Here is a 25,038-nt window from a genome sequence, read left to right as displayed (position 1 = left end):
CGGGTGGCGCAGCTTTCGGTTGAACAGTTTCTCAACGAACAAAAACGGGCCGTCGAGGCGGCGCTTTCCTCCTATATGGCGCGGCTTCGTGGGCCGGAGACGCTGAAAAAGGCGATGGCCTACTCGCTTGAGGCCGGCGGCAAACGAATCCGCCCGCTTTTGTTGCTGGCGACCATCCAAGCGCTTGGCAAAGACCCGGCGATCGGTCTGCCAGTCGCTTGCGCCATTGAAATGATCCATACGTACTCGCTCATTCATGATGATTTGCCAAGCATGGACAACGATGATTTGCGGCGCGGCAAACCGACGAACCATAAAGTGTTCGGCGAGGCGATGGCCATTTTGGCCGGGGACGCCTTGCTTACGTATGCGTTTCAATTGATCGCCGAGGTTGATGACGACCGCGTTCCGCCTTCTGTCCGGCTGCAGCTCATCGAGCAGCTCGCGAAGGCGGCCGGCCCGGAAGGCATGGTCGCTGGACAGGCGGCTGATATGGAGGCGGAAGGAAAAACGCTGGCGCTTGCGGAACTGGAATACATCCACCGCCATAAGACGGGGAAAATGTTGCAATACAGCGTGCACGCCGGGGGGCTGCTTGGCGGCGCCGATGGTCGGCAGACGCGCGAACTCAACGAGTTCGCCGCACATTTAGGCCTCGCCTTTCAAATTCGCGACGATATTTTGGACATTGAAGGAATGGAAGAAAAAATCGGCAAGCGAGTCGGCAGCGACCGCGACAACAAGAAGGCGACATATCCGGCGCTTCTTTCGCTAGGCGGTGCCAAAGAGAAACTGGCGTTTCACATCGACGCCGCGAAGCGCCATTTGCAACAAGCCAAAATCGATGACGCGGTGCTGGCCTACATTTGCGAGCTTGTCGCGGTCCGCGACCACTGATGCGGGGCGGCGGCCTCTTGTTCCCGTTGTTCGCTTTCCTTCGGGGCGGAGGCGGCCTTGTTTTTTTGGTTGTTTTCCGCCGGGCGGCCGCCGCAAGTTCTATAGATACACCACAAAACGCGTCCTAGGTGGTGACGGGCTGCGTTGGCGGGAAAAGTCGATTTTTCGCGCCGGATCATGTATAATAATACTACCTGTACGAGGAGAAACGGCTCGGAGAACGACAGAATGAAAGCGAGTGATCTTTGTTGGACTTGACAAAAATTGACCATCCGCGCGTTGTCAAAAACATGTCCATTCCTGAGCTGAAACGGTTAAGCGCCGAGATTCGGCGGTTTTTAATTGAGAAGTTGTCGAAAACGGGCGGACATATCGGCCCAAACTTAGGGGTCGTCGAGCTGACGATCGCCCTCCACCGCGAATTCGACAGCCCAAAAGACAAGCTCATTTGGGATGTCGGACACCAGTCATACGTGCATAAAATTTTGACCGGACGCGCCGCCGCGTTTGACACGCTCCGCCAATACAAGGGGCTGTCCGGGTTCCCGAAACGGAGCGAAAGCGAGCATGACGTGTGGGAAACGGGCCATAGCTCGACGTCGCTGTCGGCGGCGATGGGAATGGCGATCGCCCGTGATTTGAAAGGGACGGATGAATACATCGTGCCGATCATCGGCGACGGGGCGCTCACCGGCGGCATGGCGCTTGAGGCGCTCAACCATATCGGGCATGAGAAAACGGATATGATTGTCATCTTAAACGACAATGAAATGTCGATCGCCCCGAACGTCGGCGCGTTGCACAACATCCTCGGTCGGTTGCGCACCGCCGGCAAATACCAGTGGGTGAAAGATGAACTGGAGCTGCTGCTCAAGCGCATCCCAGCGGTTGGCGGCAAGCTGGCGGCGACGGCCGAGCGGCTGAAAGACAGCTTGAAATATTTGCTTGTCTCCGGCGTGTTTTTCGAAGAGCTCGGGTTTACGTATTTAGGCCCGGTCGACGGCCACGATTTTGAGGATTTGTTTGAGAACTTGCGCTATGCGAAGAAGATGAAAGGTCCGGTGCTTGTGCATGTCATCACGAAGAAAGGGAAAGGATACAGTCCGGCGGAAAACGACAAAGTCGGCACATGGCACGGCACAGGGCCGTACAAAATCGAAACCGGCGCTTTTGTCAAAACGAAAGAGGCCGGTCCGTCATGGAGCGCGCTTGTCAGCGAAACCGTGCGCCGGCTCGCTCGCACCGACCCGCGCATCGTCGCGATTACGCCGGCGATGCCGGTCGGCTCGAAGCTGGAAGGGTTTGCAAGCGAGTTTCCAGATCGGATGTTTGATGTTGGCATCGCCGAGCAGCACGCGACAACGCTCGCGGCTGGATTGGCGACGCAAGGGATGAAACCGTTTTTGGCCATTTATTCGACATTTTTGCAGCGCGCCTATGACCAAGTCGTCCATGATGTATGCCGGCAAAACTTAAATGTCTTTTTCGCCATTGACCGTGCTGGGTTGGTCGGGGCGGACGGCGAAACGCACCAAGGGGTGTTTGACATCGCCTTTTTGCGCCATGTGCCGAACTTGGTGTTGATGATGCCAAAAGACGAAAACGAAGGACAGCACATGGTGTACACCGCCATCCGCTACGACGACGGGCCAATCGCCATGCGTTTCCCGCGCGGCAACGGGCTTGGCGTACCGCTTGATGAGGAGCTGAAAGAAATCCCAATCGGCACGTGGGAAGTGTTGCGCGACGGCTGCGATGCGGCGATTTTGACGTTTGGCACGACGATTTCGATGGCGCTTAAGGCGGCCGACGAGCTGGCGAAAGACGGCATATCGGTGAAAGTCGTCAACGCTCGCTTTTTGAAGCCGATGGACGTGGCGATGCTTCACGAACTGCTTGAGAGCCGCCTGCCGATCTTAACGGTCGAAGAGGCGGTGCTGCAAGGCGGCTTTGGCAGTGCTGTGTTGGAGTTTGCTCATGATCATGGTTATCACGGAGCGGTCATCGAACGGATGGGCATCCCGGACCGCTTTATCGAACATGGAAGCGTCAGCGAGCTGCTCAATGAAATCGGGCTGACGTCGACCCATATCATCGACCGCATCAAAACGATGGTGCCAAGAAAACAGAAAAGGGCTTGAGACATGAAAGGAAAAAAAGAACGGCTCGATGTGCTGCTTGTCGAACGAGGGCTGGCGGAAACGCGGGAAAAGGCGAAGCGAGCGATCATGGCCGGGCTTGTCTATTCAAACGACGTTCGACTCGATAAGCCCGGGGAAAAAGTGCCGGTTGACATTCCGCTTGAGGTGAAAGGCAACCCGCTTCCGTACGTCAGCCGCGGTGGGTTGAAACTGGAAAAAGCGTTGCGCGAGTTTCATATTCGCGTGGAAAATAAAATTGTTCTTGACATCGGCGCGTCGACCGGCGGTTTCACCGACTGCGCCTTGCAGCATGGGGCGAAGCTGACGTATGCCGTCGATGTCGGCTACAACCAGCTTGCCTGGAAGCTGCGTCAAGACGAGCGCGTCGTTGTAATGGAGCGGACGAACTTCCGCTACGTGACGCCGGATCAGTTTACGAAAGGGCTGCCGGAAGTAGCTGTCATCGATGTCTCGTTTATTTCGCTGCGGCTCATTTTGCCGGTCGTCAAGACGGTCATGGTGCCGGGCGGCGATGTGATTGCTCTCGTCAAGCCGCAGTTTGAAGCCGGCAAGGAAAAGGTCGGCAAAAAAGGGATCATCCGCGATCCGAACATTCACGAGGAAGTGCTCGAATCGATCATTCAATTCGCCTGCGCGGAAGGGTTCGATGTTCTTCATTTAACGTATTCACCGATTACCGGCGGCGACGGCAATATTGAATTTTTGCTTCATGCTGCCTATCCTGGAGGAAACCGGGAGGGAGAAAACCGACTGCCAGCATCCGTCGCCGACGTGGTGAGCGAGGCGCATGCCCGATTGCGGGCGGGGAGCGTGGAGCCAAGCGGCAAATAGCGTCGGCGGGACGGACAATCTGCTCTGCACTTTGAAAAGCGGGGAGGTGGCGCAATGTGAACAAAGGGCAAAGGCATATTAAAATTCGCGAAATCATTATGAACCATGACATTGAAACGCAAGACGAGCTTGTCGACCGGCTGAGAGAAGCTGGCTTTAACGTCACCCAGGCGACCGTCTCGCGCGACATTAAAGAAATGCAGCTCGTCAAAGTGCCGATGGCCAACGGCCGCTACAAGTACAGCCTTCCGTCCGACCAGCGCTTCAATCCGTTGCAAAAGCTGAAGCGGGCGCTTGTTGATGTGTTTGTGAAGCTTGACGGAACGGGCAACTTGCTTGTGTTGCGGACGCTGCCGGGCAACGCCCATGCCGTCGGCGTCTTGCTCGACAATTTGGATTGGAACGAAATCGTCGGTACGATTTGCGGCGACGATACGTGCCTGATCATCTGCCGTACTCCGAAAGATGCGGAAAAAGTGTCCGACCAGCTGTTGTCCATGCTCTAGGCGAGGACCGGCCCAGCTTCCGTTCCACGTTCAAGGACGGAACGACAGGGCGGTCCTCGTTTGCAAATCCGAACATACGTGCTATAATCAAAAGTGGAATGAATCGGACAGGCAAGGAGTGGTGAAATGCTCGCCGAGCTGTCGATTAAAAATTTCGCCATTATCGAGTCGCTCTCGTTGTCGTTTGACAAAGGGCTGACGGTGTTAACCGGCGAAACGGGAGCCGGCAAATCGATCATCATCGACGCGATTCATTTGTTGATCGGCGGACGCGGCTCCGCTGAATTTGTCCGCTTTGGAGCGGAAAAGGCGGAAATCGAAGGGCTGTTTTTGCTTGATGATGACCGCCATCCGTGCTGGCAAAAATGCGCAGACGTTGGCATCGACGCCAGCGACGGCATGATCGTGTTGCGCCGCGATATTTTCGCCAACGGCAAAAGCGTCTGCCGCATTAACGGCAAGCTCGTCACGACGGCGGTGCTGCGCGACATCGGGGCGACGCTTGTTGATATTCACGGCCAGCATGAACATCAAGAACTGATGGATCCGTCCCGCCATCTGCCGCTTTTAGACGAGTTCGGCGGCCTAGAGGCGGCAGAGGCGCTTGCTCGCTACCGCGCCGTCTATGAGCGGTATGAGGAGCTCGGAAACAAATTGAAAAAGCTGAGCGAAAATGAACAGCAAATGGCGCACCGGCTTGATTTGCTGACGTTTCAGCTGCGTGAAATCGAGCAGGCGGCGCTCGAGCCGGGCGAGGACGAGCGGCTGATGGAGGAAAAAGTTCGCATCGTCAATTTTCAAAAAATTTATACCGCTCTGCAGAAAAGCTATGAGGCCCTCTCCGGAGAGGGACGCGGGCTTGATTCCATCGGGGAGGCGATGCGCCATCTCGATGACGTCGCAGGCATGGATGCAGCGCTCAAAGATGCGCATGAAACGACGGCGAACTGCTACTATTTGCTCGAGGAAGTCATGTACAAGCTGCGCGATCAAATTGAGGAGATGGAATACGACCCAGAGCGGCTCGATGCCATTGAAAGCCGTCTCGCGGAAATCGGGCAGCTCAAACGAAAATACGGGGCGACGATCGCCGATATTTTGCACTATGCCGAGACGATCGCCGAGGAAATCGAGACAATCGAAAATCGCGAAACGCATGTGCATGAGCTTAAGCAGCAGCTCGCTCTGGTGACGGACGAGTTGCTCACGGAGGCGAAAAACGTCACCGCTGTTCGGCAAACATATGCCCGGCGCCTGATTGAGCGCATTCATCAAGAACTGAAAGACTTGTACATGGACAAAACGAAATTTGACATCGTATTTGCCAAGCGCGAAGGATCGCTTGACGCCCCCTTGGTCGACGGCGTGCCGGTTAGGTTCCAAGAAGATGGCATCGATGTCGTCGAGTTTTACATTTCGACGAACGTCGGCGAGCCGTTAAAACCGCTCGTCAAAGTCGCTTCCGGCGGCGAGCTGTCGCGCATTATGCTGGCGTTGAAAACGATTTTTTCCAAACATCAAGGAGTGACGTCGATTGTTTTTGATGAGGTCGACACCGGTGTCAGCGGACGCGTCGCCCAGGCAATGGCGGAAAAAATTTACCGCATCGCCAGCCAGTCGCAAGTGCTTTGCATTTCCCATCTGCCGCAAGTCGCTGCGATGGCGGACACGCACTTGTTGATCGCCAAAGAGACGGATGGGGAACGGACGAAAACAGTCGTGAGGAAGCTCAATGAGGAGGAGAAAGTGAAAGAAATCGGGCGGATGATTTCCGGCGTCGAGATGACGGAATTGACGAAACGGCATGCCAAAGAGCTGTTGGAACTGGCGGCGAAAATGAAACATTGATTCCTGTTTCCCCTGTTCGTCGAGGGGAGGCGCATCCCTCTCAAAGCGGGCCGATTCCGCCTGCCTGTTCTGCCTTGGCGCCCGCTTTCCTTAAGAGAACTACGGTGTTTCATAAAGATAAGCAAAAAGCCGCGCGGCTGTCCGGATGCAAGTCCATCCAATTCCGGGCAGCTTTTTTATCGACAGGGCGATTATATTTTCCCCGGTTCAGGCAAAATTAAAACTGTAACCGTTTTTGCATGGTGTAGGCGGGAGCGAGGAGAGTGGACGACATTGAATAAAGAAACGGCGCGAAAAATCGCAGGAGTGCTTCTCCTTGGTATATTGACGGCCATCGCCTTTTCCAAACCGATGAAGGAATATTGGCAAATTCCGAAGCAGCTTGTCCTGTTTGAAGGCGATGCGGTTGAATTTCCTGCCGCTTCCCTTCCCGTGCAAGCGGCCGTCAATGACCGAAACGCTCCCGAAACGCTCAATATTGAGCGAAAAAACGGTTCTCTGTCTGTAAAGGCGAAACGCCGCGGACATGAAACGATGATGTTGCAGGTTGCCGGAATGCCGATCAAGCAAGTGGATGTCAACGTGCTGCCGACGCTCAAAGTCATTCCCGGCGGACAATCGATCGGCGTCAAGCTCAATACCGTCGGCGTTCTTGTCGTCGGTTACCACCTTGTCGAAACCGAAAACGGGAAAAAATCGCCGGGAGAGGCAGCCGGCATTCAAGTCGGCGACATCATTATCGGCATTAACGGCCAAAAAATCGAAAACATGAGCGACCTTTCCCCTTTCATCGAGGAGGCCGGCAAAACGGGAAAACCGCTTCATCTAAAAATTCTGCGCGATCAGCACTCCATGACGGTGAAGCTCGTTCCGCTGAGAGACAAGCATGACGATGTGTACCGCATCGGCCTGTACATTCGCGATTCGGCCGCCGGCATCGGGACGATGACATTTTACGACCCCAAATCAAAAACATATGGCGCACTTGGCCATGTCATCTCTGACATGGATACGAAAAAGCCGATTGTCGTGCAAAACGGGCAAATTATGCGCTCGACCGTCACATCGATCGAAAAAGGGACGAGCGGCAATCCAGGTGAAAAATTAGCGCGCTTTTCCGACGGCGAAGAAGTGATCGGCACGATCACCACCAACAGCCCGTTTGGCATTTTCGGCAAGCTGATCAAACCACTGCCGGACAGCCCATTCACGAAACCGATTCCGATCGCTTTGGCCAGCCAGGTGAAAGAAGGACCGGCAAAAATATTGACAGTGGTCGAAAACGACAAGGTGGAGCAATTTGATGTTGAAATTGTCAGCAACGTTCCACAAAAGTTTCCAGCCACAAAAGGACTCGTCATCCGCGTCACCGATCCGCGCCTGCTCAAGAAAACGGGCGGCATCGTTCAAGGCATGAGCGGCAGCCCGATCATTCAAGACGGCAAACTTGTCGGTGCGGTGACGCATGTGTTTGTCAACGATCCGACATCGGGATACGGCGTCCATATTGAATGGATGCTGCAAGAGGCAGGCATCGATCTATACGGCAAACAAAAGAAAGCGAGCTGACAAAGTCGGCTCGCTTTTTCCCGGCAGCCAACATTCGATTCTTGTGTATATTTGGTGAAATGACGAGTGATGATTTGGTCACCATTCATCTCTTCCTGATCATCCCAAGGTCAATGTTTCGAAATGCTGTGAGCGGCTTGATTGATTCCGCCATATTTGGTTAGGCTGCCACTAAAAATTTTTCAAAAAAGGCGGCAAAAATTTTGCCGGTTTGGCATAGATATTTGGTGAAACATCCGTTAAAATGAAATGTGTAAAGATTTTTCGACAAACGCATCGCTGGTGAAAACGAATATTGTCTAATGAGCTCGTTTTTTGTTATAATCTTTATTTTTTGAAAAATAAAAGGATTTTTTGCCGCTGTTGTCGAATGTACGTTAATGGAATGTTACATAGCAAGAAAAAGTGGGGGAGGACGATCGTTTTGAGCATTAAGGTGTGCATTGCCGATGATAACCGCGAATTGGTGACATTGCTTGACGAATATATCTCGAGTCAGCCGGACATGGAAGTGATTGGCACGGCGTATAACGGCCAAGATTGCCTTCATATGCTCGAGGAAAAGCGGCCGGATATTTTGCTTCTGGACATCATTATGCCGCACTTGGATGGGTTAGCTGTGCTTGAGAAAGTCCGCGCAGGTTGTGAGCATCAGCCGAGCGTCATTATGCTGACGGCGTTCGGCCAGGAGGATGTCACGAAAAAGGCAGTGGAACTCGGCGCTTCCTACTTCATTTTAAAACCGTTCGACATGGAGAATTTGGTCCATCACATTCGGCAGATTCATGGCAAAACGGCGCCGATGGTCAGAAAAACCGGCTCTGCCTACCAGGCGCGCGACAACAAACCGAAAAATTTGGATGCGAGCATTACGAGCATCATCCATGAAATCGGCGTCCCGGCGCATATTAAAGGCTATCTGTACTTGCGCGAAGCGATCGCGATGGTGTACCACGACATCGAACTGCTCGGCTCCATCACGAAAGTGCTCTATCCGGACATCGCGAAAAAATACAACACGACGGCCAGCCGCGTCGAGCGCGCCATTCGCCATGCGATCGAAGTCGCTTGGAGCCGCGGCAACCTCGAATCGATTTCCTCGCTGTTCGGCTATACGGTGAGCGTCTCGAAGGCAAAGCCGACAAACTCGGAATTCATCGCCATGGTGGCCGATAAGCTCCGGCTTGAGCATAAAGCATCGTAACGGAAAACGAATGATAGCCAAAGCGGCAAGACGCTCCGCAATCGGGGGCGTCTTTTTTGCCGTTTGGCGGCTTGCTGGAACGAAAAAAGGGGGAACGTGGCTTGCGCCGGTGTGGTGCACAGAGGCGGCTTTACCGCCAAGGGCCAGACGGTTAAGATGGGTCGTTTTCTTTTTCTTTTTTCTCCAATTCCAGCAGCTTGTTCACCAAAATGTGCGGCGGCATATGCATGATCTGCTCGATCGGCACGCCGAGCGCTTTGGCCAGCTTTTGCGCTGTTTCCAGCGAAATTTTCAACGGCTGCATCATCTCCACCTCGTTTGTTCATAGTATTATTTTTAGTATAACGAACGACCGCCGGTTTCGGCCAGCTCGTTGGCTGAACGGCGAATAAATGCGAAAGGAAGAAGGCAGAATGACATTGATTTTTGCCCACCGCGGGGCGGCGGGGACGCACCCGGAAAATACGATGGCGGCGTTTATCGAGGCGGAAAAAGCGGGAGCGGACGGCATTGAATTGGATGTGCAGCTCACAAAAGACGGCGAAGTGGTCGTCATTCATGACGAAACGGTCGACCGGACGACGGACGGCAGCGGCTGGGTGAAAGACATCACGTACCGCGAACTGCGCCGATTGAACGCGGCGGCCATGTGGGACGGCAAACACGGCCATTGTCCGATTCCGCATCTTGAGGAAGTGCTTGCTTGGCTGTCATCAACACGGATGGCGGTCAACATCGAGCTGAAAAATAGCCTCATCGCCTACGAAACGCTTGAGCAAAAAACGATCTCCCTCGTGCGCCGCTATGGGCTTGAGAAGCGGACGATTTTGTCATCGTTCAATCATCATAGCATGCGCCTTTGCCGAACGCTTGCACCGGAAATCGAGACGGCGCTCTTGTACATTGAGCCGCTGTATGCCCCATGGACGTATGTGCGTGCCATGAACGCCGACGGGGTGCATCCGCACTATCGGACGGTGACGGCGGAATTTGCCGCCGAAGCGCGGCGGCGCGGGGTGGCGGTCCGCCCGTTTACGGTAAATAAGCGAAATGTGATGAAAACGATGTTTGCTTATGGCGTTGACGCCGTCTTCACCGACTACCCGCGCCAAGCGAAGCAATGGAAAGAGAAAACGCCTTAACGAGAGACGTTAAGGCATTTTTTGTTTGCCTTGAAATGGATGTTTTCCCAGTGTAATAGGCATCAACGTTCCGGGTCAAGGCGTTTTTCGTTTTCGTTGAAAACGCGCCTGCACTTTGTTGCGTTTCCGGTCGCGGTGCAGCAAAAAACCGCCGAGAAACGCCAGCCCAGCGGCAAACAGCGCGAGCCCGGCGAGAAATTGCAGCCATAAGGCAGAAAACAGCGGCCCGTTGATGCCAAACAACGCATCGCGCATCCATTTGATGCCAAGCGCCGCTCCAAGCCCGGGAATGACTAAAATCAACAGCGCAATCATTCGCCCCATCGCGATCGCGTTCCTTTCCGAAAAGAGTAGCCTTATCGACTATCATAGCGGTTATTGGGCGTTTGTCAAGGAAAGAGCAAATCAAGTATGATAAAAGTGTCTGCAAAAATTGGCATACTATAAAGTGTGGTGAATGGACATGAAAAAAGTGATGATCATTGGGGCTGACTCGCGCGGAATGTCGCTTTTGAAGCTGCTTCACGGGGCGTCGGGATTTGACGTTGTGGCGGTTGTTGACGTCGATGAACAAGCTCCGGGGGTGCAACTGGCGCAAAAATGGGGCATCGCTGCTGCGAGCGACTGGCGTCCATGGATGGCCGAGCCGCTTGATTTGATCATTGAAACGACGGGCAGGGCGGATGTCCTTGAGGAAATCCGTCGATTGGCGCCAGAGGGAGCCAATATTGTCCCAAGTGCAGTCGCGCAGATGATGGCCGAGCTCGTTGAAGAAAAAGAAGCGCTCATCGCCAAATTGAAAAGCGAAGCGGCTCGGCGCGCGCTCATCTTTCATTCGTCCCACGATGGCATGATTGTCGTTGATGAATATGGTTACATTACCGATATGAATCAAAGCGCGGCGGAGCTGCTTGAAGTCGATAAAGACAAAGTGATCGGCAAGCATATTTTGACCGTTCTGCCGTCAAGCGGCTTGCCGCGCGTGCTCGAAACGAGGCAGACGGAGTTTCATCAAGAAGTGGAGCTGGCCAATGGAAAAAAATTGATCACCACCCGCATCCCGATCATCGATGACAATGGCAAACTGTTTGGGGCGCTCGCGGTATTCAAGGACATCACCGAGCTTGTCGCTTTGGCGGAAGAAATCACCGACTTAAAAGAAGTCCGCATGATGCTCGAAGCGATCATCTATTCGTCGGAAGAGGCGATTTCCGTCGTCGATGAAAATGGGAACGGTATTTTGATCAACCCGGCGTATACACGGCTCACCGGTTTGACAGAGGAAGACGTCATCGGCAAACCGGCGACGGCCGACATCGCGGAAGGGGAAAGCATGCACATGCAAGTATTGAAAACGCGTCGCCCGGTGCGCGGAGCGCGCATGAAAGTCGGCCCGAAAAACCGAGATGTCATCGTCAATGTCGCGCCGATTATTGTTGATGGCGTATTGAAAGGAAGTGTCGGCGTCATTCATGATGTGTCAGAAATTCAGCGGCTGACGACTGAGCTCAATCGGGCGCGGCAAATCATCCGCACGCTCGAGGCGAAATATTCGTTTGCGGATATTGTCGGTGAGTCGGAAGAGATGAAGGTTGCGATCGAGCAGGCGAAGCTGGCGGCGAAAACACCGGCGACGATTTTGCTGCGGGGGGAATCAGGGACGGGCAAGGAGCTGTTCGCCCACGCCATTCACAACGCGAGCGACCGAAAGTATAACAAGTTTATCCGCGTCAACTGCGCGGCCATTCCGGAAACATTATTGGAAAGCGAACTGTTTGGCTATGAGGAAGGAGCGTTTTCCGGCGCGCGGCGCGGAGGCAAGCGAGGGCTGTTTGAAGAAGCAAACAACGGAAGCATTTTCCTTGACGAAATCGGCGAACTGTCGGCCAGCACGCAGGCGAAGCTGCTCCGCGTCTTGCAGGAGCGGGAGATCGTCCGCGTCGGCGGGACGAAGCCGATCCCGATCAACGTCCGCGTCATCGCCGCCACGAACGTCAACCTTGAAAAAGCGATTGCCGAAGGCGCCTTTCGCGAAGACTTATACTATCGGCTCAATCGGATGCCGATTTATATTCCGCCGCTGCGCGCCCGCAAGGAAGACATTCCAGCTCTTTGCCGGCGTTTGATCCAGAAACTGAACCAAGATTACGGGCGCAACGTCGAAGGTGTCACGGATGAAGCGATGGCGAAGCTTCTTGCCTATGATTGGCCGGGAAATGTCCGCGAGCTCGAAAATGTGCTCGGGCGGGCGATGATTTTCATGAAATTTCATGAAGTGATGATCGATGCGACGCATTTGCCGCCGCTCGCTTCGCCTTCGTCAGTGCCGGCTCATCGAGTGGAAACGGAAGAGGAGATTCGGCCGCTTGAGGAAATGGTGAGCCGATACGAAGCGAGCTTGATTGAGCAGGCGCTTCGCCGCCATCGAGGCAATAAAACAGCGGCGGCCCGGGCGCTTGGCATTTCGGTGCGCAATTTATATTACAAGCTGGAGAAATACGGGCTTGACAAAAATATCATGCAATAATTTGCGCGGAGTGAAGAATATTGCACATATCTGTTTGCGAAGGTAGTGTGTTTTAAAGCGCTTTCAGTCATTTTTGGTTGGCACAGTTTTTGCATAAAAAGACTGTGCCGCACGATTTGCAGAAAAGGTTGGTGCAGATGATGAAGCTTGAATCGTTAGTGCAAGAAGCAAGACAATGCCAGGACCGGACGGTGGCCGTGGCGGCGGCGGAAGATGAAGAAGTGATTGAAGCGGTGGCGATGGCGCTCGAACACCGTCTCGGACGCTTTGTGCTTTATGGCGATCGGGAGCGGCTCGGACGGCTGTTGAAGGAAAAAGGATGCGCCCGCTTTTCCGACGTCGATGTCGTTCATGCGAATTCGATCGGGCAAGCCGCAGAGCTTGCCGTGCGCGCCGTCCATTTGAACGAGGCGGATGCGTTGATGAAAGGGCATGTGCCGACGGCAACGCTGCTGAAAGCCGTTTTGAACAAAGAATACGGGCTGCGCACGGGAAAGGTGTTGTCCCATGTCGCTGTTTTTGAGGTGCCGGAGTTTGACCGATTTGTCATCGTCACCGACGCGGCGATGAACATCGCTCCGGATTTGGAGCAAAAGGTGCAAATTGTCAACAACGCCGTCAGCATCGCGCGCTCCATCGGCATCGAGCGCCCGAAAGTCGCGGCGCTGGCGGCGGTGGAGACGGTCAATCCGGCCATGCCGGCAACACTTGATGCAGCGGCGCTCGCAATGATGCAAAAGCGGGGGCAAATCGAACATAGCCTCGTTGACGGACCGCTTGCGTTGGACAACGCGGTGTCGCTGGCGGCGGCGAAGCATAAGCGGATTGAAAGCGAAGTGGCTGGACAGGCTGATATTTTGCTTGTGCCGGACATTGAATCCGGCAACATGCTGTATAAGTCGCTCGTCTATTTTGCGAACGCACGCGTCGGCGCAGTCATCGCTGGGGCGAAGGCGCCGATCGTGTTGACGTCGCGCGCCGACTCGGCGGAAAGCAAACTGTATTCGTTGGCGCTTGCTATTTGTTCGGCAGCAAAATGAAATAGATGAAGGAGGCCATCAGTGATGGAACTGTTTCAATATATGGAAAAATATGATTATGAGCAAGTGTTGTTTTGCCAAGACAAAGAATCCGGATTGAAGGCGATCATTGTCATTCATGACACGACGCTCGGCCCGGCGCTCGGCGGGACGCGCATGTGGATGTACAATTCGGAAGAAGAGGCGCTTGAAGACGCCCTGCGCCTCGCCCGCGGCATGACGTACAAAAACGCGGCCGCCGGCCTTAATTTAGGCGGGGGCAAGACGGTCATCATCGGCGATCCGCGCAAAGATAAAAACGAGGCGATGTTCCGCGCGTTCGGCCGGTTCATTCAAGGGCTGAACGGCCGCTACATCACGGCGGAAGACGTCGGCACGACCGTTGCCGATATGGACATCATCTATCAGGAAACGGACTATGTCACCGGGATTTCGCCGGAATTCGGCTCATCCGGCAACCCGTCGCCGGCCACGGCTTACGGCGTATATCGCGGGATGAAAGCGGCGGCGAAGGAAGCGTTTGGCAGCGATTCGCTTGAAGGAAAAGTTGTCGCCGTCCAAGGGGTTGGCAATGTCGCCTACCATTTATGCCGCCATTTGCACGAAGAAGGAGCGAAACTCATCGTTACCGACATCAACAAGGAAGCGGTGGCGCGCGCGGTCGAGGAATTTGGGGCGAAAGCGGTCGACCCGAACGACATTTACGGCGTGGAGTGCGACATTTTTGCTCCATGCGCGCTCGGCGGCATCATCAACGACCAAACGATTCCACAGCTGAAAGCGAAAGTGATCGCCGGCTCGGCGAACAACCAGCTGAAAGAGCCGCGCCATGGCGACATGATCCATGAAATGGGCATCGTCTATGCACCAGATTATGTGATCAACGCCGGCGGCGTCATCAACGTCGCCGATGAGCTGTACGGCTACAACCGTGAACGGGCGATGAAAAAAATCGAGCAAATTTATGACAACATCGAAAAAGTGTTTGCCATCGCCAAGCGTGACAACATTCCAACGTATGTGGCCGCTGACCGGATGGCCGAAGAACGAATTGAAACGATGCGCAAAGCGCGCAGCCAATTTTTGCAAAACGGCCATCATATTTTAAGCCGCCGCCGCGCCCGCTAATAGTGGCGAGGGGCGGCCTTCCGCCCCGCCGGCGGATGATGGAGGGACAGCAACGATGGAAGAGCAGAAGTTTCGCATTTTAACGATCAATCCAGGCTCGACTTCAACGAAGATCGGCGTCTTTGAAAACGAACGGCCATTGCTCGAAAAAACGATCCGCCATGAGGCGGACGTGCTTCGGCAATATAAAACGATCGCGGACCAGTATGAGTTCCGCAAGCAAACGATTTTGCAAGCACTGGATGAAGAAGGAATCAATTTATCGAAGTTGAGCGCCGTCTGCGGCCGCGGAGGGCTTCTCCGTCCGATCGAAGGCGGAACGTATCGCGTCAATGAGGCGATGCTTGAAGATTTGCGGCGCGGATATTCCGGCCAGCACGCGTCCAACCTCGGCGGCATTTTGGCGCATGAGATCGCCTCGGCCTTAAACATCCCGGCGTTTATCGTCGATCCGGTCGTTGTCGACGAACTCGATCCAATTGCCCGGATCAGCGGATTTCCGCTCATTGAGCGGCGCAGCATTTTCCATGCTTTAAACCAAAAGGCGGTCGCGCGCCGCGTCGCCAAGCAGCTTGGGAAACGGTATGACGAACTGAACTTGATCGTCGCCCATATGGGCGGCGGCATCACGGTCGGCGCCCACAAGCAAGGAAGGGTCGTCGATGTCAACAACGGCCTTGACGGCGAAGGCCCGTTCAGCCCGGAGCGCGCCGGGACGGTGCCAGCGGGCGATTTGGTTGCTTTATGCTTCTCTGGTGAATATTACCGCGAAGAGATCATGAACATGCTCGTCGGCGGCGGCGGCCTTGTCGGTTATCTTGGCACGAATGATGCGGTGAAAGTCGAGAAAATGATCGAAGCCGGCGATGAAAAGGCCAAGCTCGTGTATGAGGCGATGGCGTACCAAGTGGCGAAAGAAATCGGTGCGGCAAGCGCCGTGCTTTCCGGCAAAGTCGACGCCATCATTTTGACCGGCGGACTGGCGTATGGCAAATCGTTTGTCGAACAGATCACTCGCCGCGTGCAATGGATCGCCGATGTCATCGTCCATCCGGGCGAAAACGAACTGCAGGCGCTCGCTGAAGGCGCGCTTCGCGTCCTGCGCGGCGAAGAAGAGGGAAAAGTGTATCCAGGCAAGGCCGTTTCGCCGGTTCCAGCCCGGCGCTGATGCGGCAACGGACAGAAAGGAGAAGGCAAGATGGCAAAAGAATACGATGTCGTCATTCTCGGCGGAGGAACGGGTGGCTATGTGGCCGCCATTCGCGCCTCGCAGCTCGGGTTGAAAACGGCCGTTGTGGAAAAAGGGAAGCTCGGCGGCACGTGCCTGCACGCTGGCTGCATTCCGTCCAAAGCGTTGCTTCGCAGTGCCGAAGTGTACGCACAAACGAAAAACGGCGAGGCATTTGGCGTCATCGCCGACGGCGTGCGCCTTGATTTTGCCAAAGTGCAGGCGCGCAAAGCGGCGATTGTTGAGCAGCTCCACAAAGGCGTGCAGCATTTGATGAAAAAAGGGAAAATCGATGTGTACGCCGGCACCGGCCGCCTGCTCGGCCCGTCGATCTTTTCCCCGCTGCCGGGGACGGTGTCGGTCGAAATGAACGACGGCAGCGAAAACGAAATGCTCGTCCCGAAATTTGTCGTCATCGCCACCGGTTCGCGCCCGCGCACGCTGCCGGGGCTCGAGCCGGACGGCGAATTCGTGATGACGTCCGATGAGGCGTTGCAAATGGAGACGCTCCCCTCGTCCATCTTGATCGTCGGCGGCGGTGTGATCGGCATGGAATGGGCGTCCATGCTTAATGATTTCGGCGTTGACGTGACGGTGCTGGAATATGCCGATCGCATTTTGCCGACAGAAGATGAAGACGTGTCAAAAGAAATGGAAAAACTGCTCCGCCGCCGCGGTGTCAACATCGTCACAGGAGCGCGGGTGCTCGCGGAAACGCTCGAGAAAGGAAACGGCGTCACGATCCAAGCGGAGCATCAAGGCGAGCGGAAAACGTTTGCGGCCGACAAGATGCTTGTTTCCGTCGGGCGGCAGGCGAACATTGAGGGGATCGGCTTGGAAAACACCGAGATTGTCGTGGAGAAGGGGTATATTCAAACGAACGAGTTCGGCCAAACGAAAGAATCGCACATTTACGCGATCGGCGATGTCATCGGCGGCCTGCAGCTTGCCCATGTCGCCGCCCATGAAGGGATTGTCGCCATTGAGCATTTGGCCGGGCACAACCCAGCGCCGATTGACTATACGATGGTGCCCCGCTGCATTTACACCCGTCCGGAAGCGGCGGCGGTCGGCTTAACCGAACAAGAGGCGAAAGCGAAAGGCTATGATGTCAAGGTCGGCAAATTTCCGTTTAAAGCCATTGGCAAGGCGCTTGTGTTCGGTGAGGCGGAAGGGTTTGTGAAACTCATCGCCGACCGGAACACGGACGATCTGCTTGGCGTCCATATGGTCGGGCCGCACGTGACCGATTTGATTTCCGAAGCCGGTCTCGCCCGCGTGCTTGATGCGGCTCCGTGGGAAGTGGCGCATGCGATCCATCCGCATCCGACGCTGTCAGAGGCCATGGCGGAAGCGGCGCTGGCGGTCGATGGCAAAGCTATTCATTTTTAACCGATTTCGCCGTATGCGCGCGGCGCGTGATCATTGGTTGACTATGTGAATCTAAGGGAGGTTGTTGCGATGGCGCAAAACCGTCATCAGGCGCTTGGATTAAGCGATGACACGGTGTTGGAAATGTATGAAACGATGCTCTTGGCCCGCAAGCTCGATGAACGGATGTGGCTGTTAAACCGCGCGGGGAAAATTCCGTTCGTCATCTCATGCCAAGGGCAGGAGGCGGCGCAAGTCGGCGCGGCATTCGCCCTCGACCGGACGAAAGACTATGTCTTGCCGTATTACCGCGATGTGGGCGTTGTCCTGACGTTTGGCATGACGCCGAGAGAATTGATGTTGGCGGCGTTTGCCAAGGCGGAAGACCCGAACTCCGGCGGCCGGCAAATGCCAGGGCATTTCGGGAAAAAGAAAAACCGGATCGTCACCGGTTCATCGCCCGTGACGACGCAAGTGCCGCATGCGGTTGGCTTTGCGCTGGCGGCGAAAATGGAAAAGAAAGATTTTGTCGCCTTCGTCACGTTCGGCGAAGGGTCGTCGAACCAAGGCGACTTCCATGAAGGGGCGAACTTCGCCGGCGTTCACAAGCTTCCGGTCATCTTCATGTGCGAAAACAACAAGTACGCCATTTCCGTGCCCATTTCGAAACAACTCGCGTGCGAAAAGGTGTCCGACCGCGCCATCGGCTATGGCATGCCGGGCTATACGGTCGACGGCACCGATCCGCTTGAAGTGTACCGAGTCGTGAAAGAAGCGGCCGACCGCGCCCGCCGCGGCGAAGGGCCGACGCTCATCGAGGCCGTGACATACCGGCTGACGTCGCACTCGTCGGACGATGACCACCGCGTCTATCGGACGGAAGAAGAGCTCGCCGAAGCGCGCGCCAAAGACCCGATCGTGTCGTTTGCCAACTATTTGAAAGAAACCGGTGTTTTGACCGACCAGCTTGACGAGGACATTCAAGCGCGCGTCATGAAAGAAGTGAACGAAGCGACCGACTACGCGGAGAAGGCTCCGTACGCCGAGCCGGAGCATGCGCTTCGCTACGTGTATGCCGAGGAGTAAGGGGGAATCGACGATGCCTGTTATTTCCTATATTGATGCGGTTACGATGGCGATTCGTGAAGAGATGGAGCGCGACCCGCGCGTGTTTGTGTTAGGAGAAGACGTCGGCCGGAAAGGCGGAGTGTTCAAAGCGACGCAAGGATTGTACGAGCAGTTCGGCGAAGAGCGCGTCATCGACACGCCGCTTTCCGAGTCGGCGATCGTCGGCGTCGGCATCGGCGCGGCGATGTACGGCCTGCGCCCGATTGCCGAAATTCAGTTTGCCGATTTTATCATGCCGGCGGTCAACCAAATCATTTCTGAAGCGGCGCGCATCCGCTATCGCTCGAACAACGACTGGAACTGCCCGATCGTCATCCGCGCCCCATACGGCGGCGGCGTTCACGGCGCTTTGTACCATTCGCAGTCAGTCGAAGCGATTTTCGCCAACCAGCCTGGGTTAAAAATCGTCATGCCGTCGACGCCGTACGATGTGAAAGGGCTGCTGAAAGCGGCGATTCGCGACGAAGACCCGGTGCTCTTTTTCGAGCATAAACGCGCTTACCGCCTCATTAAAGGGGAAGTGCCGGAGGACGACTACGTGCTTCCGATCGGCAAGGCGGACGTCAAGCGTGAAGGCGATGACATCACGGTCATCACGTACGGGCTGTGCGTCCATTTTGCCTTGCAGGCGGCCGAGCGCGTCGCCCAAGACGGCATTTCTGTCCATCTGCTCGATTTGCGCACCGTCTATCCGCTCGACAAAGAAGCGATCATCGAGGCGGCGAGCAAAACAGGAAAAGTGCTGCTCATTACGGAAGACAATAAAGAAGGCAGCGTCATGAGCGAAGTCGCCGCCATTATCGCGGAGCATTGTTTGTTTGATCTCGACGCGCCGATTATGCGCCTCGCCGGCCCGGACGTTCCGGCCATGCCGTATGCGCCGACGATGGAAAAATTCTTTATGATCAATCCAGAAAAAGTCGAAAAAGCGATGCGCGAATTAGCGGCGTTTTGAGGCGAAGACATTGCAGCCAAGATAGGAGGGTATCGATGTGGCCATCGAACAATTGACGATGCCTCAGCTCGGGGAAAGCGTCACGGAAGGCACGATCAGCAAATGGCTCATTTCCCCGGGCGACAAAGTGAACAAATACGACCCGATCGCTGAAGTCATCACCGATAAAGTGAGCGCGGAAATTCCGTCGTCGTTTGCCGGCGTCATCCGCGAGCTGATCGCCAAAGAAGGGGAGACGCTCCCAGTCGGCGCGCCGATTTGCACGATCGAAGTCGAAGGCGCTGCACCGGCTTCGGAAGCGAAGCCGGCGGATGAAGCGCCGAAAGCAGAAGACAACGCCAAGCCAGCCGCTCCGAAAAAGGCCGGCCGGGCAAACAACGGCCGCTATTCGCCGGCCGTGCTCCGCTTGGCTCAGGAACACGGCATTGACCTCGAACAAGTCGAAGGCACCGGCCTTGGCGGGCGGGTGACGCGCAAAGATTTGCTGAAGCTCATTGAGTCTGGACAAATTCCGAAAGCGGGAGCGGCACCGGCGGCGGAACAAGCGGCGCCAAAAGCGGAACCGAGAACGGAACAACCGGCCACAGCCGCCGCAACCGTTCAACCGTCTGCCGCGGCCGCGCCAACCGCGCCGCAGGCAGCGCCGATCAAACCAGCGGCCCCGAACGTCGAAGCCGGAGCGGGCGACATCGAAATTCCGGTCACCCCGGTGCGCAAGGCGATTGCGGCGAACATGCTCCGCAGCAAACACGAAGCGCCGCACGCTTGGACGATGGTCGAAGTCGACGTCACCGATCTTGTCGCCTACCGCGATGCGATCAAAGACGAGTTCAAGCGGCGTGAAGGCTTCAATTTGACGTATTTCGCCTTCTTCGTCAAGGCGGTCGCCCAAGCGCTGAAAGAATTCCCGCAGCTGAACTCGACGTGGGCGGGCGATAAGATCATTCAACGCAAAGACATCAACATCTCGATCGCCGTCGCGACGGATGACGCCTTGTTCGTGCCCGTCATCAAGCACGCCGATGAAAAAACGATCAAAGGCATCGCCCGCGAAATCGCTGAACTGGCGGCGAAAACGCGCGCCGGCAAACTGCGCCCGGAAGACATGCAGGGCGGCACGTTCACCGTCAACAACACCGGCGCGTTCGGCTCGGTGCAGTCGATGGGCATTATCAACTACCCGCAAGCGGCCATTTTGCAAGTGGAAACGATCGTCAAACGTCCGGTCGTCAAAAACGGCATGATCGCCATCCGCGACATGGTCAACTTATGTTTGTCGCTCGACCACCGCGTCTTGGACGGCCTCATTTGCGGCCGCTTCCTCGCTCGCGTCAAAGCGATTTTGGAAAATATGAACAAAGACAACACGCCGATTTATTAACGATTCCCCCATCGCCATCGGTTGGCGGTGGGGGTTTTTGCGTGGCGCGATTTCAAACTTCTTTCACAAATGTGATGTATAATGAGGACAGAAACGAACGTGCGAAGGAGAAAAACCAGATGAAACGAGCGAGCGTATGGATGCTGTTGTGTTGCTTCTTTCTGCTAAGCGGCTGCGCCAATCCGTCGTTTCCCCCGGTGGCCGATTCGCTTTCTGTCGTCATCAGCCTCGATGTCAAAGCGGAAACGGTCACCTTTTTGAACGCGGAAAATGGCGGCAAGATCGCCCGTTGGAACATCAACGAACCGTTTCAAGGCGGGGCGTTGAGCCCAGACGGCCGGACGCTTCTTTTGTACGGGCGGGATCTTGACGGCGTCTATCGGTACGATCTCGCGACCGGGAAGCTGCTTGGCGAATGGAAAATAGGAAGCGGCATTGTGAGCGCTGCTCCATCTCCGGATGGCCGCACGTGGTTTTTTGGCGACAGCACCCATCACGCGGTGCGCGTTGTGAGCCGGGACGGGAAAGAGATCGCCCGCCTTTCGGTCGGACGCTCCCCGATGACGCTGCTTGTCAATCGCCAGGGAACGGAGCTGTATGCCATCGACTTTCAAGACGGCCGCGCCTTTGTCATTGATGCAAGCCGCCTCCGTGTCATTCGCTCATTTTCTGTGCCGAAGATGGCGTTAGGCGGATTGATGCGCGAGCGGCAAGGGGAGCTGTGGGTCGGCGGACATGGAAGCGGGAACAAGGTGGAGAAGAATATTCACGTCTATTCGCTTCGAGACGGCCGCTTGTTGCGGACGATTGCCGCCCCGGTCATGCCGGTTGATTTTGTCGAAACAGGCCGCGGCGTGTTTGTGCTAAGCCACGGTTCGAACACGATCTATCAGTTTTCAAAAGAAGGAAAACAGCTCGCTTCGGCGTCTGTCGGCGCCAATCCGTTTGCCATGGAAGCGGCAGGAAGCCGTTTGTATATTGCGAGTTATGACAGCGATGAAATCATCGTGGTCGATGAGGCGACGCTGCGTCCGCTCGCCCGTTGGAAGACGGGAGACGGCCCGCTGCAGCTATTCATTCGGGAGGGACGAACATGAGCGAACGAACCGTTTTAATCGTCGATGATGAAGAAGAAATGCGCCTGCTCGTTGGCATGTATTTGGAAAACGCCGGCTTTCGTTGCCTCGAAGCAGGGGACGGGGAAGAAGCGCTGGTGCTGCTTTCGCAACATCCGGTTGATGCCGTGCTGTTGGACGTCATGATGCCAAAACAGGACGGATTCGCCGTCTGCGCCCGCATCCGCGAGCAGTCGGACGTGCCGATTTTGTTTTTGACCGCGCTTGGCGAAGAATGGGATAAAGTGAAAGGATTGAAGCTTGGCGGCGACGATTACATCGTCAAACCGTTCAGCCCAGGAGAGCTCATCGCCCGCCTTGAGGCGGTGTTGCGCCGGGTGCAGCGCGTCCGCGAGAATGACGGCCGGCTGCAATTTGGCGACCTTGCCATCGACGAAAAAGGCCGAACCGTGACCGTTGGCGGCAAACCGGTGAAATTGACGTTGAAAGAGTTTGAGCTGCTGCTGTTTTTGGCAAAACACCGCGGTCAGGTGTTCAGCCGCGACGATTTGCTCGTCAAAGTGTGGGGATATGATTATACAGGAAACGCCCGCACGGTCGATACGCATGTGAAAACGCTGCGCATGAAGCTGAAAGACGCCGCCCGCCACATCCAAACCGTATGGGGCATCGGCTACAAGTTTGAGGGATGAACATGAAACGGCTTCGGTTAGGACAAAAACTATGGCTGGCGATCGGGGCCGCGGTCGTGGCGACGCTGGCGTTTTCCTTTGGCCTTCTGAATTATTTTTACCGGACGGTGTACATGAAAGAAGTTGAGCGAACGTTGATCGCGGAAGGGACGAGCCTCGCCCGCGACTATCGCGGCGGGGCGGTGACGGAGGCATATCGCCGTCAAATCGAATGGTATGACGAAAAATCAACGGCCACGATCTTGTTGATCGACAACCCGCGCGAACTGAGCGCCTGCTTTCCGTTTCCGGTCCACTATGACGCGTTAGTCAGCGGCCGCGACCGGGAAACGCTGTTAGCCGGGAAGCCTGTTGTCAAAACGGGATACGAAAAGCGGTTCGGCCGCCGCGTGATGGCGGTCGTCGTTCCGCTTTTGGACGGCAAGCGGCTTGAAGGAGCGATTTACTTGTATTTGCCGTTAGCCGACGTTCAGGAAGCAACGAAGCGGGCGGCCGCCGCGTTTTGGCCGTTGGCCGCCATATTCGCCGCCGCGCTTTTGGTTGTCGGCCGACGGATGGTGCGGCAGATGACCGAGCCGCTCCAAGCGATGGAACAAGCGGCAGAACGCATGGCGGAAGGACGCTACGAAGCGGACATCCCCGTGCGGAGCGATGATGAAATCGGCCGCCTGGCGGAGGCGTTCAACCAAATGGCGGACGCCATTGCTAAAGAAGACGAGCGGAAACGCGAGTTCTTAGCGAACGTCTCGCATGAGCTGCGCACGCCGCTCAGCTATATGAAAGGATACAGCGAAGCACTCCTTGCTGGCCTCGCGAAAACGAAGGAAGAAGAAAAGGCGTACCTTCGCCTTATCCACCGCGAAACGGAGCGGATGGAGCGGCTGGTGCGCGATCTTCTTGACCTGGCGCGCCTTGAAGGGCAAAGCGTGCCGCTCGAGCGCGCGCCGGTGGCGTTTGCCCAAGTGATCGAAGATGTCATCGCCACGTACGAACCGATCGCCGCGCAAAAGCGGATCGAGTTGGCGTGCGAGTTGGACTATGACATCATCGTCAACGGCGACGCCGACCGGCTCGAACAAGTCGTGCGCAACTTGCTTGACAACGCCATCCGCTACACCCCGGAAGGCGGTGCGGTGACGGTGCGGCTTTCCCGCTTGTCGGAAGCGGAAGGCGAGCTTGTCATCCAAGACACGGGAAAAGGAATTCCGAAAGACCAGCTCCCGTTTCTCGGCCAGCGCTTTTTCCGCGTCGACCGCGCCCGCACCCGCAAAGAAGGCGGCACCGGCTTGGGGCTTGCCATCGTCAAACAAATCGTCTCTCTTCATGACGGCGCGATTTGGTTCGACAGCGACCTTGGACGCGGGATGACCGTATTCGTCCGCCTGCCGCTCGTTCGGGAAGAGGAATAAACATCGTTCAAGACACAGGAATAGATGGTGTATAATCAATATAAAATTAGGAGGCAGGTGGAGGATATGGGTTCACCAGAAAAGGAACAGGCCCCTATGACCTACAAAGAGTATGCGACATGGCCGGAAGGAAAACGGTGCGAGGTGTTGGATGGGAACATCATCAGCATGGCGCCGTCGCCGACACCGGAACATCAATCAGTTTCGCTCCAACTTTCCATTGAATTCGGGATGCATCTTCGTGGGAAGGATTGCCGCGTGTTGGCCGCCCCGATCGATGTGTATCTTTTCGAAGATCATCGAAAGGGATGGATGGATGAAAACGTCCGAAACTGGGTATGCCCCGATCTTGTCGTCATCTGCGACAAAAACAAAATTCAAAAAAACCGCATTGTCGGGGCTCCGGATTTGGTCGTCGAGATCTTGTCCCCCGCCACGGCCAAAATCGACCGGATGGACAAACGGATCGCGTACGAGCGGGCCGGGGTGAAGGAATATTGGATCGTTGACCCGGCGAATCAAGTGGTGGAAGTGTATTTGCGCGGAAAAACAGGAAGATTGGAACTTCATGGAGTGTACAACCGGGATGACGCCGTTTTGGTTCATGTATTGAAGGATTTCGTGATCGATTTGCGAAACATTTTCCAATGAATAAATGGCAGTTGAGATTTTCGCTAAGCGGTGATTTGGAGGGGGACGAGGGAGCATCGTCCAAGAGAGCATGCAACAACGCCCTCTTCCTTTCATGTTTTTTCAGGGCTTCTTGGAGGATTTGTGAATCGTTGAGATGGTGTTGTTTCGCCAAGTCATCGAGCCATTTCGGGATCGTTCATGTTTTTTTTTTGACCGCTTTGTTTTCCATTTCATGGCGAAATGGTGGCATCAGCAAGTTGTTTGCCTTTTTGTTCATTGCCCAAACGCGGCCGATGTACTACAATAAACAT

The 25,038-nt window shown here is 55.5% G+C and carries 22 protein-coding genes and 1 pseudogene; 20 read left to right on the top strand and 3 right to left on the bottom strand.

Features of this window, described 5'->3' with window-relative positions:
- Positions 1-3: 3 nt before the first annotated feature.
- The 7 genes from JCR24_RS11225 to spo0A all read left to right on the top strand — a co-directional run bounded on the left by JCR24_RS11225 (position 4) and on the right by spo0A (position 9,017).
- Complete coding sequence (locus JCR24_RS11225; protein WP_021322371.1) at positions 4-897, top strand: polyprenyl synthetase family protein; 894 nt, start codon at positions 4-6, stop codon at positions 895-897.
- 248 nt (positions 898-1,145) lie between these two features.
- Positions 1,146-3,038, top strand: coding sequence for a 1-deoxy-D-xylulose-5-phosphate synthase (gene dxs / locus JCR24_RS11220; protein WP_014196321.1), 1,893 nt, complete (start codon positions 1,146-1,148; stop codon positions 3,036-3,038).
- 3 nt (positions 3,039-3,041) lie between these two features.
- Entirely contained in the window at positions 3,042-3,890 is an 849-nt protein-coding gene (locus tag JCR24_RS11215; RefSeq protein ID WP_011231873.1) for a TlyA family RNA methyltransferase, read from the top strand.
- A 56-nt stretch (positions 3,891-3,946) separates the two neighbouring features.
- Positions 3,947-4,396 carry a transcriptional regulator AhrC/ArgR gene (ahrC, locus tag JCR24_RS11210; RefSeq protein WP_011231872.1) on the top strand — a complete coding sequence of 150 codons (450 nt, stop codon included), beginning with the start codon at positions 3,947-3,949 and terminating at the stop codon, positions 4,394-4,396.
- 126 nt (positions 4,397-4,522) lie between these two features.
- Positions 4,523-6,244 (top strand): DNA repair protein RecN, encoded by a 1,722-nt coding sequence (gene recN / locus JCR24_RS11205; RefSeq protein ID WP_011231871.1) that lies wholly within the window; start codon positions 4,523-4,525, stop codon positions 6,242-6,244.
- Between the two features lie 273 nt (positions 6,245-6,517).
- Positions 6,518-7,813: a SpoIVB peptidase gene (gene spoIVB / locus JCR24_RS11200; RefSeq protein ID WP_238980636.1), complete on the top strand. Its 1,296-nt coding sequence runs from the start codon at positions 6,518-6,520 to the stop codon at positions 7,811-7,813.
- 385 nt (positions 7,814-8,198) lie between these two features.
- The gene (gene spo0A / locus JCR24_RS11195; protein WP_025038882.1) at positions 8,199-9,017 is read left to right on the top strand and encodes a sporulation transcription factor Spo0A; all 819 of its coding nucleotides are present in this window, start codon (positions 8,199-8,201) and stop codon (positions 9,015-9,017) included.
- 151 nt (positions 9,018-9,168) lie between these two features.
- Here the strand turns inward: spo0A and JCR24_RS11190 are convergent, their stop codons facing one another.
- Positions 9,169-9,321, bottom strand: a complete 153-nt coding sequence (locus JCR24_RS11190) for a YycC family protein (RefSeq protein ID WP_011231868.1) — start codon at positions 9,319-9,321, stop codon at positions 9,169-9,171.
- Between the two features lie 109 nt (positions 9,322-9,430).
- Here JCR24_RS11190 and JCR24_RS11185 point away from each other — a divergent pair, with 109 nt between their 5' ends.
- Entirely contained in the window at positions 9,431-10,159 is a 729-nt protein-coding gene (locus tag JCR24_RS11185) for a glycerophosphodiester phosphodiesterase (RefSeq protein ID WP_011231867.1), read from the top strand.
- Between the two features lie 75 nt (positions 10,160-10,234).
- Here JCR24_RS11185 and JCR24_RS11180 read toward each other — a convergent pair whose 3' ends face one another.
- Complete coding sequence (locus JCR24_RS11180; protein WP_011231866.1) at positions 10,235-10,483, bottom strand: DUF2627 domain-containing protein; 249 nt, start codon at positions 10,481-10,483, stop codon at positions 10,235-10,237.
- Between the two features lie 139 nt (positions 10,484-10,622).
- Between JCR24_RS11180 and JCR24_RS11175 the strand changes: the two genes are divergently transcribed.
- The 12 genes from JCR24_RS11175 to JCR24_RS11120 all read left to right on the top strand — a co-directional run bounded on the left by JCR24_RS11175 (position 10,623) and on the right by JCR24_RS11120 (position 24,745).
- Positions 10,623-12,686 (top strand): sigma-54 interaction domain-containing protein, encoded by a 2,064-nt coding sequence (locus tag JCR24_RS11175; RefSeq protein ID WP_031206533.1) that lies wholly within the window; start codon positions 10,623-10,625, stop codon positions 12,684-12,686.
- A 140-nt stretch (positions 12,687-12,826) separates the two neighbouring features.
- A complete protein-coding gene (gene yqiS, locus JCR24_RS11170; protein ID WP_238980642.1) occupies positions 12,827-13,726 on the top strand; it encodes a phosphate butyryltransferase in 900 nt (299 codons plus the stop codon).
- A 24-nt stretch (positions 13,727-13,750) separates the two neighbouring features.
- Positions 13,751-14,854 carry a leucine dehydrogenase gene (locus JCR24_RS11165; protein ID WP_011231863.1) on the top strand — a complete coding sequence of 368 codons (1,104 nt, stop codon included), beginning with the start codon at positions 13,751-13,753 and terminating at the stop codon, positions 14,852-14,854.
- Positions 14,855-14,909: 55 nt separating this feature from the next.
- Entirely contained in the window at positions 14,910-16,022 is a 1,113-nt protein-coding gene (buk, locus tag JCR24_RS11160; protein WP_021322376.1) for a butyrate kinase, read from the top strand.
- Positions 16,023-16,052: 30 nt separating this feature from the next.
- On the top strand, positions 16,053-17,474 hold the full coding sequence (lpdA, locus tag JCR24_RS11155) for a dihydrolipoyl dehydrogenase (protein WP_238980635.1): 1,422 nt from the start codon (positions 16,053-16,055) through the stop codon (positions 17,472-17,474).
- Positions 17,475-17,543: 69 nt separating this feature from the next.
- On the top strand, positions 17,544-18,539 hold the full coding sequence (locus JCR24_RS11150; protein WP_011231860.1) for a thiamine pyrophosphate-dependent dehydrogenase E1 component subunit alpha: 996 nt from the start codon (positions 17,544-17,546) through the stop codon (positions 18,537-18,539).
- A 13-nt stretch (positions 18,540-18,552) separates the two neighbouring features.
- Positions 18,553-19,536, top strand: coding sequence for an alpha-ketoacid dehydrogenase subunit beta (locus tag JCR24_RS11145; RefSeq protein WP_011231859.1), 984 nt, complete (start codon positions 18,553-18,555; stop codon positions 19,534-19,536).
- A 37-nt stretch (positions 19,537-19,573) separates the two neighbouring features.
- Positions 19,574-20,917 carry a dihydrolipoamide acetyltransferase family protein gene (locus JCR24_RS11140; protein WP_238980634.1) on the top strand — a complete coding sequence of 448 codons (1,344 nt, stop codon included), beginning with the start codon at positions 19,574-19,576 and terminating at the stop codon, positions 20,915-20,917.
- Between the two features lie 119 nt (positions 20,918-21,036).
- On the top strand, positions 21,037-22,014 hold the full coding sequence (locus JCR24_RS11135) for a YncE family protein (protein ID WP_238980633.1): 978 nt from the start codon (positions 21,037-21,039) through the stop codon (positions 22,012-22,014).
- Positions 22,011-22,685, top strand: a complete 675-nt coding sequence (locus JCR24_RS11130; protein WP_012820602.1) for a response regulator transcription factor — start codon at positions 22,011-22,013, stop codon at positions 22,683-22,685. The genes JCR24_RS11135 and JCR24_RS11130 overlap by 4 nt, the downstream gene beginning before the upstream one ends.
- 2 nt (positions 22,686-22,687) lie before the next feature.
- Entirely contained in the window at positions 22,688-24,094 is a 1,407-nt protein-coding gene (locus JCR24_RS11125; RefSeq protein WP_238980632.1) for a sensor histidine kinase, read from the top strand.
- Between the two features lie 66 nt (positions 24,095-24,160).
- On the top strand, positions 24,161-24,745 hold the full coding sequence (locus JCR24_RS11120) for a Uma2 family endonuclease (RefSeq protein ID WP_011231854.1): 585 nt from the start codon (positions 24,161-24,163) through the stop codon (positions 24,743-24,745).
- A gap of 94 nt (positions 24,746-24,839) precedes the next feature.
- On the opposite strand, the pseudogene JCR24_RS11115 reads toward JCR24_RS11120, so the two are convergent.
- A pseudogene (locus JCR24_RS11115) lies at positions 24,840-24,977 on the bottom strand (type II toxin-antitoxin system HicB family antitoxin); the annotation flags it as partial.
- Between the last annotated feature and the right edge of the window lie 61 nt (positions 24,978-25,038).

This window comes from Geobacillus sp. YHL (assembly GCF_022341265.1).
Taxonomy (GTDB): Bacteria; Bacillota; Bacilli; order Bacillales; family Anoxybacillaceae; genus Geobacillus; species Geobacillus thermoleovorans.
The sequence above is the reverse complement of the archived record's forward strand: the minus strand, read 5'-3'. Positions and strand labels throughout refer to the sequence as shown.